We start from the raw sequence: 12,673 nt of genomic DNA, 5'->3' as shown, positions 1-12,673 counted from the left end.
CGCGGAGCTGATCCAGGTCCGTGGCCTCGCCCGCTTCGACAGCGACGTGCGCGTCCCCACCCAGCTGCGCGGGCTCATCCCGCTGCACGGACAGCAGTTCTCCGCGCTGGCCGCCACGTTGCCGATCCCCGCGGTGCCCGGGGCGCGGCAGATCGAACACTGGGCGTCAGGCCGCCGCGCCGACGCGCTGAGCGAGTTGGCCGTCCCGGCCTCGGGCTGCGGTCAGGTGATCGGCGCCGACGAACAGGGCCGGGCGGTCGCGCTGCCGGTGTTCGGCCCGCAGATCCGCCGGGTGGAGATCGCCGGCACCCTGCACCTGGCCCAGCAGGTGGTGCTGCGATCGTTGGCACTCGGTGCCCGGGTACTGGTGCACACCAGGCGTCCGGCCTGGTGGCGCGACATGGTGGAGGTCGTCGGCCGCCATGACCTGCTGTGGGTCGCCGACTTCAACCGGCGCGCCATCCAAGCCGGCGCGGAGCGCAACTACACCGTCGAGATGTTCGACGGGGTCCCCGAGCAATCGGTGCGCATCGGGGTCACCGCCATGGTCCTGGCCCCGCCGCACACACCGTCGTCGGATCAGGCCGACGTGTTCCTGGACCTGATCTCGCTGGAACATGACACTGTCAAGGTCAGCACCCAGGCCGGCTCGGCGATGGTCACCATGGTCGCCACCGACGACGAGATGCGATATCTGAGGTCTTCGGCCAACAGCATCGACTGATGTGAAGGAGTGATCGTGGGCAATTCGCTTTCCCGGAATCTGTCGATCGCGGTGGCGGTGCTCGGTCTGGCCGGCTACTGCTTCAGCTTCGGGCCTGCCGCCGAGGGCGGAGGCAACGACTGGCATGTCCGGTTCGCCGTGCTGGCCGCCCTCTCGGCCGCTATCGGCCTGCTGCCCAAGCAGACTGACCGCCCGTGGCTGACGGCGCTGCTGGCCGCCATGGGCTTCCTCGATGCGTTGTCGAGCGTCGTGACGGCAGACTCCGGGTGGGTGCTGACCACGATCGTGGTGCTCACCGGCCTTCAGGCGGCCGTGGCGTTGGTGGCGTTGTGGTTGGCGCCCGGGGCCACGACGGCCCCGGCCGCCGGTGGTTATGAGGCGTACCTCGACTACTACAACCAGGCCGTACAGCAGTACTACAGCCAGCAAGGCGTGGTGGCGCAACCGGATTCGTCGCAGCGCGGCGGGTACGGCCAGGCTTACGCCCAGGCGTATGCCCAGACTTACGCCCAGGCCCCGGCGCCAGGTGCGGCTGCGGCGCGGCCCACCCAGCAGTCGGCCCAGTACGGTGACTACGCCGATCTGCTTTCGCCGCAACAGGATCACGGACGCACCACCGTCGCCACCCCGGTCCAGCCCGGTGAGTCGGTGGCGCCGCCCGGGCGAGCCGGTGCCGGCCCGGCGCAGTCGCCGGCCCAGCACGTGGTGCAGCGCGCCAACGAATCAGCGGGGCCGGGTCAGCCGATGTAGCAGCCAGGCCGCGGGCACCGTGGCGACCAGAGTGACCAGGAACAGCACCGTCGCCGAGCCGGTGTAGACGTTCCAGCGCAGCACGAACGTCATCACCAGATCCATGGTGACCACGTGCAGCAGGAAGATCTCATAGGAGATCTCGCCCAGCCACACCATCGGCCGGCTGCCCATCAGCCTCGCGTAGAGCCCGTCGCCGCCCAGCGCCAGCGGGGCCACCACCAGCGCGGCGATCAACGCGTAGAACATGGTCTTGGCCACGTCTTCGGTGAGGCTCAGCGTCTTGGCCGTCGTGGTGCCCGCGATCGGCGTCGAGACCACCAGGTAACAGGCCAGGGCCAGTGGCAGCGTGGCCATGGCGTAGCAGCGCAGACCCATCGTGGCAAGCACCGCGAGGATCATCCCGCCGACGAACCAGACCAGATAATGCGGCAACCACGCGCCGCCGGCCACCGGCAGCCAATCCGTGTTGTGCAGCAGTACCAACCACAGTGGGCTGAGCGCGCCGAGCGCCACCAGCCCGGACAGCAACAGGACCGGCCGAAAACGCCAACGGCACAACACCACCAGCAGCAGATACGCCAGCAGTGGCAGGACCGCGTAGAACGCGACCTCGACGGCCAGGCTCCACATCTGGGTCAGCCCCTGGTGCAGGTAGGCGGCGAAGTAATCGTCGCTGTAGATCTGGGTGAGGGTGAGGTTGCGCAGCAGGCCGGCCCAGGTGTGTCCCGGATTCGGTTCGACCGGGCGAAGCTCGTAGATGCCGTAGACGACGAGCACGGTGACGACGTAGGCGGGCATGATGCGGCGGAACCGTTTTCGCGCATACCGCCAGGTGCTCGGCGCGGCGATTCCGGCGGCGGCCGCGTCCACCCACGGCCGGAACAGCAGCAGCCCCGAGAGGACGAAGAAGATGGCCACCCCTACCTCGAGGCGGGCGCTCATCAGGCCCAGATAACCCTGCGAGAGCAGGCCGGTTCCGTACGCCGCGTGGGTACCCATCACCGTCAGTGCGGCCACGGCACGGACCCCCGTGAGCGCGGCGATCCGGTCGGCTCCCGCGACCTGTTCCAGCCCGCCCTGGTCGATGTCGCTCGATGACGACGTCACCGCGTCAGTATGCGACCGACTCGCCCCTATCGAGTTCGACGACCCGCTCACCTAGCTTGCGATGCGCCATCTCGGCACGAAAATCGTTCAACGACGACGCGAAGACGCTGTAGTCGTCGAAGTGCACCGGAATCATGCGGGGCAGGTCCAGTAGCTCGACCAGGTCGGCTCCCTGGCGTGCGTCCATCGTGACCGTCAACCCGAACGGCAGCCGAGACCCGGCGGGCAGGCGAGTACCGCCGAGATGCAGGATGCCGAGTTCGATCGATGAGAATCGCACTGGGATCTCACGTAGTTCGTCCACGAATAGGGTGTCGCCCGAGACATACAACCGACGCGTCGCCGTGCCGTCGGTGAATTCGATCATCGACCCCATCACCGGTGGCAACAGCCGGTCTACCGGGGTCGGGGCATGCCTGCCGGGCAACGAGGTGACGGTCACCGCCAGATCACCGTTGACGATCCGGTGCGACTGCCACGTCGTCAATCCCTGCGCCTGCCCGAAGCCCCGACGCACAAGTCGTTTGGCGGCATGCGGGGTGGTCAGGATCGGCAGCGTCCGGTCCAGCTTGCGCTGAGTCACGCGGTCCCAGTGGTCTCCGTGCATGTGGGACAGCAGCACGGCATCCACCGGTGGCAGCTGCTCAACGGTCAGAGCGGGCTGTCTCAGGCGTTTGGACAGCAGACCGTAGCCCAGATACGCGTGCTGGCCTCGATGCAAGAAGTTCGGATCGGTGAGCAGCGTGATGCCGTCGACCGCGATCAAGGTGGTGGCATTACCGATGAACGTGACGGTGATCTCCATGGGGACGGGCTACCCCGCACCTTGCCGAATATGCGCGTTCTGTTGCGCGGACCCCGCTCGGCGTTGTTGCATCGCGGTGTGGGTGAAGAGGTCAAGAACACCGATTTCAGCCGCGCGCACCGGCAGGAGTACCGGCGCAAGGTGCAGTTGTGCCTGGACGTGTTCGAAACCATGCTGGCCCAGTCGAGTTTCGAATTCGAACGCCCGCTCACCGGCATGGAGATCGAGTGCAACCTCGTCGACAACGAGTATCAGCCGGCGATGACCAACCAGGAGGTGCTGGCCTCGATCGCCGATCCGGCTTACCAGACCGAATTGGGCGCCTACAACATCGAATTCAACGTCCCCCCGCGCCCGTTGCCGGGCCGGGCCGCGCTCGACCTGGAGGACGAGGTGCGGCGGAGCCTCAATGCCGCCGAGATGAAGGCCAACGAAGACGACGCGCACATCGTGATGGTGGGCATCTTGCCGACTCTGATGCCCGAGCACCTATCGGGCAGCTGGATGAGCGAGTCGACGCGGTATCAGGCCCTCAACGACTCGATCTTCACCGCCCGCGGCGAGGACATGCCCATCGATATCTCCGGCCCGGAACGGCTGAGCCTGCAATCGGCATCCATCGCACCCGAGTCCGCGTGCACCAGCATGCAGTTGCACCTGCAGGTGTCGCCGGCAGATTTCGCCCGCAACTGGAATGCCGCGCAGGTGCTGGCCGGGCCCCAGCTCGCGGTGGGCGCGAACTCGCCGTTCTTCTTCGGCCACCAGTTGTGGGCCGAGACGCGTATCGAGTTGTTCACCCAGTCCACCGATACCCGGCCCGATGAACTCAAGGCCCAGGGGGTGCGGCCGCGGGTGTGGTTCGGCGAGCGGTGGATCACCTCGATCTTCGATCTGTTCGAGGAGAACGTGCGGTACTTCCCGTCGCTGCTGCCCGAGCTGTCCGACGAGGATCCGGTCGCCGAGCTGGCGGCGGGCCGCGCGCCCCAGCTGCCCGAACTGCGGCTGCACAACGGCACCATCTACCGGTGGAACCGCCCGGTGTACGACGTGGTGAACGGCCTGCCGCATCTGCGCGTCGAGAATCGCGTGCTGCCGGCCGGTCCGACCGTGGTCGACATGATGGCCAACGCGGCGTTCTACTACGGCCTGCTGCGGACGCTGTCCGAGGAGGACCGCCCGCTGTGGACCAAGATGAGCTTCGCCGCCGCCCACCACAACTTCACCGAGGCCGCGCAGTACGGTCTGGACGCCCGGCTGTACTGGCCCGGATTGGGTGAGGTGACACCCGACGAATTGGTGCTGCGCATGCTGCTGCCGCTGGCGCATGAGGGGCTGCGGCGCTGGGGCGTGGCCGCCGAGGTGTGCGACCGGTATCTCGGGGTCATCGAGGGCCGCGCCAAGACGGGCCGGACCGGGTCGACGTGGCAGGTGACGACGGTGCGGGAACTTCAGTCGCAGGGGCTGACCCGCCCCAAGGCGCTGGCCGAGATGTTGCGGCGCTACGTGCAGCGGATGCACAGCAACGAGCCCGTCCATACCTGGGATTGAGGCGCGTACGTTGGAGTCATGTCTTCTGAACAGGTCTTGGACTGGGACGGCGCGTACAAGGGGGAAGCGGGTTTCGAGGGTTCACCACCGTGGAATATCGGTGAGCCGCAGCCCGAGCTCGCCGCGCTGCACCGGGCCGGGAAATTCCGCAGCGATGTGCTCGACGCCGGCTGCGGCCACGCCGAGTTGTCCCTGTCTCTCGCATCCGACGGCTACACCGTCGTCGGGCTCGATCTGAGCCCCACCGCGATCGCCTCGGCCAACAATGCCGCCCAGGTCCGGGGGCTGTCGACGGCCAGTTTCGCCCAGGCCGACATCACCTCGTTCACCGGGTACGACGGCCGGTTCAACACCGTCGTGGATTCGACCCTGTTCCACTCGCTGCCGATCGAGGGCCGCGACGGCTACCTGCAGTCGATTCACCGGGCGTCGGCACCCGGCGCGAGTTACTACGTGCTGGTGTTCGCCAAGGGCGCGTTCCCGGCCGAGTTGGAGGCCAAGCCCAACGAGGTCACCGAGGAGGAGCTGCGGGCCGCGGTGTCGAAGTACTGGGAGATCGACGACATCCGGCCGGCGTTCATCCACGCCAATGCCGTCGCGATGCCCGCCGACGTGCCGTTCGAACTGCCCAAGCACGGGTTCGACGAAAAGGGCCGGATCAAGTTCCCGGCGTTCCTGCTGACCGCACACAAGGCAGGCTGAACTCACCCGCCGCTCAGAACGGTGGATCCTCCGGACCTGGCGGTCGCGGTGGCGGCGCCTGCCAGTCCGGGGGCAGCTCTTCGGGTTCGAACGGGTCGTTGATCCAGGTGCAGTACGGACTGGTGCTGGGCTCCTGACCCTTGAACAGCTTGAGCGTGGCCCGCATCCGGTTTCGGTTGCGGCGCCGGTCGAGTTCGCGCCGCCGCGCCTTCTGGGTGTAGCGGTAGGTCTCGTTGACCGGACGCAGCCGCCGGTTCTTGGCCCGGGTCTGTTCGATGCGCGCAGCCCGGCTCAGCTTCGGCGACCGCGCGGTTTTCGGTTGGCCGCACGGCACCGGTGCGAAGCTGTTGAACAGATCGGCTGCACCCGGGGTGGTGCGGTATGTCTTGCCCGACGGGGAGGTCCATACCACGCTGCCGTCGGGGTACTGAGTGTCACGCCAGCCACCAAATGTCTTGAGCCGGTGGTGAAAACGGCACAGACACTTCAGGTTGTCGGGCACGGTCAGCCCGCCCCGGGCCGGATCGGTGTGGTCGAACGGCACCGTATGATCGACGTCGCAATCCTCTGCCGGGTGCTCGCACCCGGGGAACCGACACGTCAGATCCCGGCATCGGACCCAGCGTTGCACCGACACCGTCGGCTGATACCGCAACGCCGCCGCCCGATCCACGTCGGGCTTCGACACCAACCGCATCGTGGCCTGCTCGGCCAGTTCCCGCACCTGCTCGGCATCGATCACCCCGAACCCAAGTACGTACCCCGGTGCCTGACCTCCACTCAGGACGGTGTCCCGGTCGGCGATGACGTTGAACACCACCCGTAGCGATGACGACTCCGGCTGAGGGGCCGCCGAGCGGGTATGGCACTCGGCACGGCCACATTCACACGACAGCTCTCGCCCCTCTGACAGGGCTTCGATGGCGTCGGCGCGCCGCTGGTCACTACTACGGGGATCTTTCGGGCACAGGCCGCCCGACATTTCCGAAAGCTTTGCGTCAAAGGCCAATCCGGCACGAGTGGTGACAACGGCGCCGATCTTCGCCGTGCCATCACCGAGCGGCCTCACCTTGACCCGGCGGCGGTCGGTCGCGTGTTCACGTTGGGCGATCGCCGCCGGATCCAACAGCTTCACCTTGGCATCAACGGTGGTGGTGATACGCCCATCGGACCAGCACTGCCAGCCACCGACCTGCCCAGCCAGTTCCGAATCGATCTGCGCCATCGCCTTCGAAGAGACGAACCGGGTTCGCGCGAGCACGATTTCCACGGTGCGCCAATCGGTCTGCCCGGCGGCCAACAACGCTGCCAAGTGGGGGAGCCGATCCCGCAATGCCTCGGCTTGCTCGACGAGGCGACTGGCCGCACCCTTTGTCAGGTTCAGCGCCGCACCCACCTCGGCACTGGCGCGGGCGAACCCCGTCACGATCATGTAGTTCGGATGGACACCCTCGACATTGAGTTCGGCGGTCCGCTGCGCCAACAAGTCCGCGACCGCCGCCATCCGAGCGGCGATCAGCCGCGCCTCGACACGGGAGCCGTCGGTGAGGACGTCAACGAGCGGGCCCGGCGCCGCCGGATCGAACTCGATATCGAACATGTGTTCGAGTGTACCGAAATGCACTGACATTGGCAGGGAATCGGCGATGCTGATGCCCGATCGAGGTCGAGCTCCGCGACCACACGACCCGGCTGAGGCTCAGAACCCGAAATCGCTCAGGCCCGGATGATCGTCGGGCCGGCGACCGAGCGGCCAGAAGAACTTCCGCTCGGATTCGGCGATCGGGGCGGTGTTGATCGATGCATGGCGGGTCCGCATCAGCCCGTGCTCGTCGAACTCCCAGTTCTCGTTGCCGTAGGACCGGAACCAGTTTCCTGAATCGTCGCGGTGCTCGTACGCGAAGCGCACGGCGATCCGGTTGCCGTCGTGAGCCCAGAGTTCTTTGATGAGGCGGTATTCGAGTTCGGTGGCCCACTTGCGCGTCAAGAACGCCACGATCTCGGCCCGGCCCGTCACGAACTCGGCGCGATTCCGCCAGCGGCAGTCCGCGGTGTACGCGAGCGCCACCTTGTGCGGGTCCCGGGTGTTCCATCCATCCTCGGCGAGGCGGACCTTCTCGACTGCGGCCTCCCGCGTGAACGGGGGCAGCGGCGGGCGGTTGCCGTCGGACATCTCGATCTCCTTTCAACCGGAGAACGATCGTTCTCCACACCTGCTACGCTAGAGAACGTTGGTTCTCTGCGCAAGGTGGAGAAGGAGGTGAGCATGCTGGACGAAACAGCGGCACGAGACCAGGTGCTCGCGGCGGCCGAGGAGCTCTTCTACAGCCGAGGCATCCAAACCGTCGGCATGGACGCCGTACGCAGCGCCTCCGGCGTATCGCTCAAACGGCTGTACCAGTTGTTTCCCTCGAAAGACCAGCTTGTCATCGAATTTCTGCGCCAACGTGATTCACGGTGGCAGCAGGCACTCGAGACCTATGTGGACACCCGCGCCGACCCGCATGAGCGGATCGAAGCGGTCTTCGACTGGCTCTACGGCTGGTTCTCCGAACCCGGCTACCGCGGTTGCGCTTTCATCAACTCATTCGGCGAACTCGGGGCGATCTCACCCGGTGTCGCCGATCAGGCCCGCCACCACAAGAAGGCATTCCATGACTACCTCACCGGCTTGGTCGAGGACGCCGGAGGTTCCGCTGAGCTGGCCCGGCAGATCGCGCTGCTCGCCGAGGGAGCGATCGTCACCTCGGCGATCTTCGGTACGCCTGACACCGCACACCACGCCAGGGACGCCGCACTGGCACTGATCCGAAGTTAGGGCGCGTCCCGCAGCACCTCGGCGAACTGCTCCAGGTCCTCGGCCGTGGTGTCGACGTGCGGCGACACCCGAAGCACCGGCTTGCTCATCTCGAACGGCGCACGCGCCACCTCACAAGCGGTGGTGACGATGCCGCGCTCGGCAATCAGCCAGGCCCGCACCGCCGCCGGATCGGCACCGTCGGTGGGTTCCAGCGTGGTGATCGCGGTGGGCTCGTCCACCGGTTCCATGACTCGCCAACCCGGCACCCCGGCCAAAACCTGCCGCGCCGTGCGGCCCACCTCGGCCAGGCGAGTACGAACGAGTTCTGGCCCGGCAGCGAGGTATTCGCCCAGGGCCACCGAGTAGCCAATGCGGATCGCCGCGTTGTGCTCACCGTGCTCGAAGCTCTGCAGCACGGTCAGCGGGACGTCCCAGTCCGCCGGCGGTAGACGTCGCTGCAACCGCTCGACCAGCTCGGGCCGCACAGCCAGGAAGCCCACCCCGCGCGGCCCGGCCAGCCATTTACGCGACGACGAGTAGATCGCGTCGGCTCCAACGTGGCAGTCGAGATGCCCGAACCCCTGCGCGGCGTCGACCACGATCGGGACATCCGCCGCGCGGCACACCGTGACCATCTCGGCGAGCGGCTGCGCCAATCCGCGATGGCTGGCCAGTGGCGTGAAGTGCACCAGCGCCGGCGGATCGGCAGCCAGCATGCGCGCCGCCTCGTCGATCACCACCCGGCCGGCCTCGTCAGCCGGCAATGGCCGTACCTGAAAACCGTTGGCCGCCATGACCGCCAGATTCGGCCCGAATTCACCGGGCAGGCAGGCCAGAGTGCGCTCCCCTGCCCAGCTGCCCAACAGCAGATCCAACGAATGATTGGAGCTTGATGTGTACACCACGTCGGACGCCTCGAGCCCGGTGAGCGCCGCCACCGCCGCCCGCCCGGCGGCCAGCACCGGCGCCGCCGCCTCGACGGCCACATACCCACCGACCTCGGCCTCGTGACGAGCATGTGCGGCGACGGCATCGATCACCGCGAGGCTCTGCCGGGAGCACGCTCCGCTGTCCAGGTGCAGCCCGGCGACTTTGGGGCGGGCGTCCGCCCACTGCTGCGCGAGGCTCATTTCACCGCCAACGACAAGCCGAAGTCGCCGGCGGCGTCGGTCCACCAATGCGTCTGTCTCAGACCGGCTTTCGCCAGTTCGCCGGCCACCCCGTCGGCGCAGAACTTACAGGACACCTCGGTCAGCATCTCCTCACCGGCGGCGAACTCGACGTCGAGGTCCAACGCGGCGACCCTGACCCGCTGCGGCGCACCGGCCCGCAGCCACATCTCGATGCGCTCCTCGTCGGCATTCCACTTGGCCACATGCTCGAAGGCGTCGAGCTCGAAATCGGCGTCGAGCTCACGATTCACCACGGACAGCACGTTGCGGTTGAACGCGGCCGTGACGCCGGCGCTGTCGTCGTACGCGCGGACCAACCGGTCGGTGTCCTTCACCAGGTCGGTGCCCAGCAGCAGGCTGTCACCGGGCTGCAGGGTCTCGGCCAGCGACGCCAGGAAATCCGCCCGCGGCCCGGGCGTCAGGTTCCCGATCGTCGAACCGAGAAAGGCCACCAGGCGCCGACCGACCGCCGGGATCTTGCCGAGGTGCTCCTCGAAATCCCCACATACCGCATCGATCTCGACACCGGGATACTCCTGGCCGATCGCGGCGCCGGCCGCGCGCAGCACACCGGCGTCGACGTCGAACGGGATGAAGCGGCGCAATTGGCCGGTGTCACGCATCGCGTCGAGCAGCATCCGGGTCTTCTCCGAGGTGCCGCTGCCGAGCTCGACGAGGGTGTCGGCGCCGGCGGCCGCGACGATCTCCGGCGAGCGGTCGCGAAGGATCTGCGCTTCGGTGCGGGTCGGATAGTACTCGGGGAGCCGGGTGATCTGGTCGAAGAGATCACTGCCGACGGCATCGTAGAACCACTTGGGCGGCAGCATTTTCGGCGACTGGGTCAGCCCGTCACGTACGTCGCGGCGGAGCGCGGTGGCCGCGGAGTCGGCAGCCAGGTAGTTGGACAGCGTGAGCGTCATACCGAACCTTTCAGTGGGGTGAGCTCGACGTCGGCGCCGGCCACGGTGACCAGGTGCCGGTCCGGGATGTCGGACCAGCCGGGATCGTCGTCGTAGGGTTCGCTGGCGAGCACGACGCCGTCCGGCTGCCGCAGCATCGACAAGGTGTCGCCCCACGTGGTGGCGACCATGCGAGAACCATTGGCGGCCAGGATGTTCAACCGTGCGTTGGGATCCAGCGAGGCCACCTCGACGAGGGTGTCGCCCAGCACGTCCATGCCCCGGGCGAAGATCATCGCGGCCAGCACCGCGCTGTCCACCGCGGATTCGGCGGCCGCGGTCAGCGGCAGGATGGCCCGGTCCACGACCCCGTTGTGCGACAACAGCCACCGGCCGTCGGTGAACGGCGCCGAGGCCGATGGCTCGATGGGCATGCCGATGGTGGCCGAGCGCACGGCGGCGACCACACACCCACTGCTCAGCACCGGCGCCACCGAGGCGAACGAGGCATCGCCCCACAATGGCTTGTCACTGCGCCAGCGACGCGGCACCCCGGCGCCGTCGAAAAACCCGGCGCCCCAACCGTCGGCGTTCATCAGCCCGTGCTTCTGCCGGCGCGGGGCATAGGACTGCACCAGTAGCCCCTGCGGCGGATCCAGCATCAACGAGGCCACCGAACGCGATGCCCCGAGCCACCCCAGATGCCGGCACATCATGCATCCCAGGCCAGACGCACACCAGAGAAGATCTGGCGCCGGATCGGATGGTCCCAGTTGCGGAAGCTCGGACGCAGAATGTCGGCGGACACCGCCCACGACCCTCCCCGCAGCACCCGGTAGTCGCCGTCGAAGAAGGGTTCGGTGTAGCGGTCGTAGACCATCGGGGTGAAGCCCGGCCACGGCCGCAGCGGCGAGGTGGTCCACTCCCAGACGTCGCCGAGCATCTGCTCGACGCCATAGGCGGACGCGCCCGCCGGGTAGGCCCCCACCGGAGCGGGCCGACGGGCCTCGCCGCCCAGATTCGCCAGCGCGTCGGTGGGTTCGGATGCGCCCCAGGGGAATCGGCGCCGGGCACCGGCCGACGGATCCCACGCGCAGGCTTTCTCCCATTCGACCTCGGTGGGCAGCCGGGCCCCGGCCCAGGCAGCGTAGGCCTCGGCCTCGAAGAAGGTGACGTGCTGAACCGGTTCGTCGGGCGGGATGGTCTCGATGTGGCCGAACCGCGTGCGGGTGCCGTCCGGCCCCCAGAACTGGGGCGCGGACAGGCCGGCTTCCTCGCGGTATGCCCAGCCGCGCGACGACCACCACCGGGACTGCTGATAGCCGCCGTCGTCGATGAACTCACGCCACTCGGCGTTGGTGACCGGCACCCGGCCGATGTAGAAGGGCGCCACGTCGACCTGATGTGCCGGTCGTTCGTTGTCGAGCGAATGCGGTTCGGCCAGTTCGTCCACCCCGAGCAGGAACGGCCCGCCCGGGATCNCGCTGGCCGGATCGTCACCGTCGGCGCCGAGCACCGGCCCGCAGCGTGCGGAATCCAACTGCCCCCAGACCCGCTGCCGGGAGGACTTCCAGCCGGTGAACTGCCCGCCCAGCATCGGCGAATTGGCCGTGACGGCGATCATCGTCGGCCCCAGCGCATGGGCCAGACGTACCCGCTGTGCCCAGCCGTCACGCGGGCCAGCGTCCAGGTTGACCTGAACCGATGCCGTCGAGGTCATCATCGCGGCGCCCGGTGCGGCCGTCCCGCTGGCCGCGAAGAACTGCTCCATGGCCCGATAGCGCGGGCCCGGATTGATCCGTTGCGTCGGCCGCACCGGATCGGCGCCGAGCAGCACCAGCCCCAGACCGCGACGGCCGAACTCCGTCCGAAGCACCTCCCGGTCGGCCATCAGCGCGGCGATGGCCACAGATGACGCGGCGGCCGGCGGCCCGGACAGTTCGACCGCGCCCCCGGGCTCGACGGTGATCCGGCTGCCACCGGGCAGCGTGGGCACCGCGGCGATGGCCTCGGAGAGCTCGTCCCAGCCGGGGCGCCGCAGCGGATCGGCGAGGTCGAAGCAATGCGCCTCGATCTCCAGGCCCACCTGGCCGACCGGCCCATCGTGCAGGCAGTTGGCCTCGATGAACGACGCCGCGTGTTCGGCGCTGATGAATTCGACGG

11 protein-coding genes and 2 pseudogenes are annotated in these 12,673 nt (G+C 67.9%); 5 read left to right on the top strand and 8 right to left on the bottom strand.

What is annotated here, in order from left to right:
* Window positions 1-724 (top strand): annotated as a pseudogene (locus tag BN4332_RS25735) (type VII secretion protein EccE); the annotation flags it as partial.
* A gap of 15 nt (window positions 725-739) precedes the next feature.
* Complete coding sequence (locus BN4332_RS25730; RefSeq protein ID WP_160110931.1) at window positions 740-1,474, top strand: DUF5336 domain-containing protein; 735 nt, start codon at window positions 740-742, stop codon at window positions 1,472-1,474.
* On the opposite strand, the gene BN4332_RS25725 is transcribed toward BN4332_RS25730, so the two are convergent.
* Together BN4332_RS25725 and BN4332_RS25720 are read right to left on the bottom strand one after the other, a co-directional pair.
* Complete coding sequence (locus BN4332_RS25725; protein ID WP_066902275.1) at window positions 1,448-2,584, bottom strand: acyltransferase family protein; 1,137 nt, start codon at window positions 2,582-2,584, stop codon at window positions 1,448-1,450. The two genes, BN4332_RS25730 and BN4332_RS25725, sit on opposite strands and share 27 nt — an antisense overlap.
* A gap of 4 nt (window positions 2,585-2,588) precedes the next feature.
* On the bottom strand, window positions 2,589-3,389 hold the full coding sequence (locus tag BN4332_RS25720; RefSeq protein WP_066902274.1) for an MBL fold metallo-hydrolase: 801 nt from the start codon (window positions 3,387-3,389) through the stop codon (window positions 2,589-2,591).
* 78 nt (window positions 3,390-3,467) lie between these two features.
* On the opposite strand from BN4332_RS25720, the gene BN4332_RS25715 reads away from it, so the two are divergent.
* The gene (locus tag BN4332_RS25715) at window positions 3,468-4,937 is read left to right on the top strand and encodes a glutamate-cysteine ligase family protein (RefSeq protein WP_066902288.1); all 1,470 of its coding nucleotides are present in this window, start codon (window positions 3,468-3,470) and stop codon (window positions 4,935-4,937) included.
* 18 nt (window positions 4,938-4,955) lie between these two features.
* A complete protein-coding gene (locus tag BN4332_RS25710; protein WP_066902273.1) occupies window positions 4,956-5,639 on the top strand; it encodes a class I SAM-dependent methyltransferase in 684 nt (227 codons plus the stop codon).
* A 13-nt stretch (window positions 5,640-5,652) separates the two neighbouring features.
* Here BN4332_RS25710 and BN4332_RS25705 read toward each other — a convergent pair whose 3' ends face one another.
* Window positions 5,653-7,239 (bottom strand): HNH endonuclease signature motif containing protein, encoded by a 1,587-nt coding sequence (locus BN4332_RS25705; protein ID WP_066902287.1) that lies wholly within the window; start codon window positions 7,237-7,239, stop codon window positions 5,653-5,655.
* Window positions 7,240-7,338: 99 nt separating this feature from the next.
* The gene (locus BN4332_RS25700; protein ID WP_066902272.1) at window positions 7,339-7,812 is read right to left on the bottom strand and encodes a nuclear transport factor 2 family protein; all 474 of its coding nucleotides are present in this window, start codon (window positions 7,810-7,812) and stop codon (window positions 7,339-7,341) included.
* Between the two features lie 93 nt (window positions 7,813-7,905).
* Between BN4332_RS25700 and BN4332_RS25695 the strand changes: the two genes are divergently transcribed.
* Window positions 7,906-8,457, top strand: a complete 552-nt coding sequence (locus BN4332_RS25695; RefSeq protein WP_066902286.1) for a TetR/AcrR family transcriptional regulator — start codon at window positions 7,906-7,908, stop codon at window positions 8,455-8,457.
* On the opposite strand, the gene egtE is transcribed toward BN4332_RS25695, so the two are convergent.
* From egtE to BN4332_RS34645, 4 genes and pseudogenes are all read right to left on the bottom strand, one after another.
* Window positions 8,454-9,569 carry an ergothioneine biosynthesis PLP-dependent enzyme EgtE gene (gene egtE, locus BN4332_RS25690; protein WP_066902271.1) on the bottom strand — a complete coding sequence of 372 codons (1,116 nt, stop codon included), beginning with the start codon at window positions 9,567-9,569 and terminating at the stop codon, window positions 8,454-8,456. The two genes, BN4332_RS25695 and egtE, sit on opposite strands and share 4 nt — an antisense overlap.
* Complete coding sequence (egtD, locus tag BN4332_RS25685; protein ID WP_066902270.1) at window positions 9,566-10,531, bottom strand: L-histidine N(alpha)-methyltransferase; 966 nt, start codon at window positions 10,529-10,531, stop codon at window positions 9,566-9,568. The genes egtE and egtD overlap by 4 nt, the downstream gene beginning before the upstream one ends.
* Window positions 10,528-11,223 (bottom strand): ergothioneine biosynthesis protein EgtC, encoded by a 696-nt coding sequence (gene egtC / locus BN4332_RS25680; protein ID WP_066902269.1) that lies wholly within the window; start codon window positions 11,221-11,223, stop codon window positions 10,528-10,530. The genes egtD and egtC overlap by 4 nt, the downstream gene beginning before the upstream one ends.
* A pseudogene (locus BN4332_RS34645) lies at window positions 11,223-12,659 on the bottom strand (glutamate-cysteine ligase family protein); the annotation flags it as partial. The gene egtC and the pseudogene BN4332_RS34645, both read right to left, overlap by 1 nt.
* Between the last annotated feature and the right edge of the window lie 14 nt (window positions 12,660-12,673).

This window comes from Mycolicibacterium houstonense (assembly GCF_900078665.2).
Lineage (GTDB): Bacteria > Actinomycetota > Actinomycetes > Mycobacteriales > Mycobacteriaceae > Mycobacterium > Mycobacterium houstonense.
This window is presented reverse-complemented; position numbering and strand designations above follow the sequence as displayed.

What these genes read in the sequence shown, in the direction of transcription:
- egtE (WP_066902271.1), bottom strand. Translation starts at nt 9,569, where the DNA reads ATGAGCCTCGCGCAGCAGTGGGCGGACGCCCGCCCCAAAGTCGCCGGG.
- egtC (WP_066902269.1), bottom strand. Translation starts at nt 11,223, where the DNA reads ATGTGCCGGCATCTGGGGTGGCTCGGGGCATCGCGTTCGGTGGCCTCG.
- BN4332_RS25720 (WP_066902274.1), bottom strand. Translation starts at nt 3,389, where the DNA reads ATGGAGATCACCGTCACGTTCATCGGTAATGCCACCACCTTGATCGCG.
- BN4332_RS25700 (WP_066902272.1), bottom strand. Translation starts at nt 7,812, where the DNA reads ATGTCCGACGGCAACCGCCCGCCGCTGCCCCCGTTCACGCGGGAGGCC.
- BN4332_RS25710 (WP_066902273.1), top strand. Translation starts at nt 4,956, where the DNA reads ATGTCTTCTGAACAGGTCTTGGACTGGGACGGCGCGTACAAGGGGGAA.
- BN4332_RS25705 (WP_066902287.1), bottom strand. Translation starts at nt 7,239, where the DNA reads ATGTTCGATATCGAGTTCGATCCGGCGGCGCCGGGCCCGCTCGTTGAC.
- BN4332_RS25695 (WP_066902286.1), top strand. Translation starts at nt 7,906, where the DNA reads ATGCTGGACGAAACAGCGGCACGAGACCAGGTGCTCGCGGCGGCCGAG.
- egtD (WP_066902270.1), bottom strand. Translation starts at nt 10,531, where the DNA reads ATGACGCTCACGCTGTCCAACTACCTGGCTGCCGACTCCGCGGCCACC.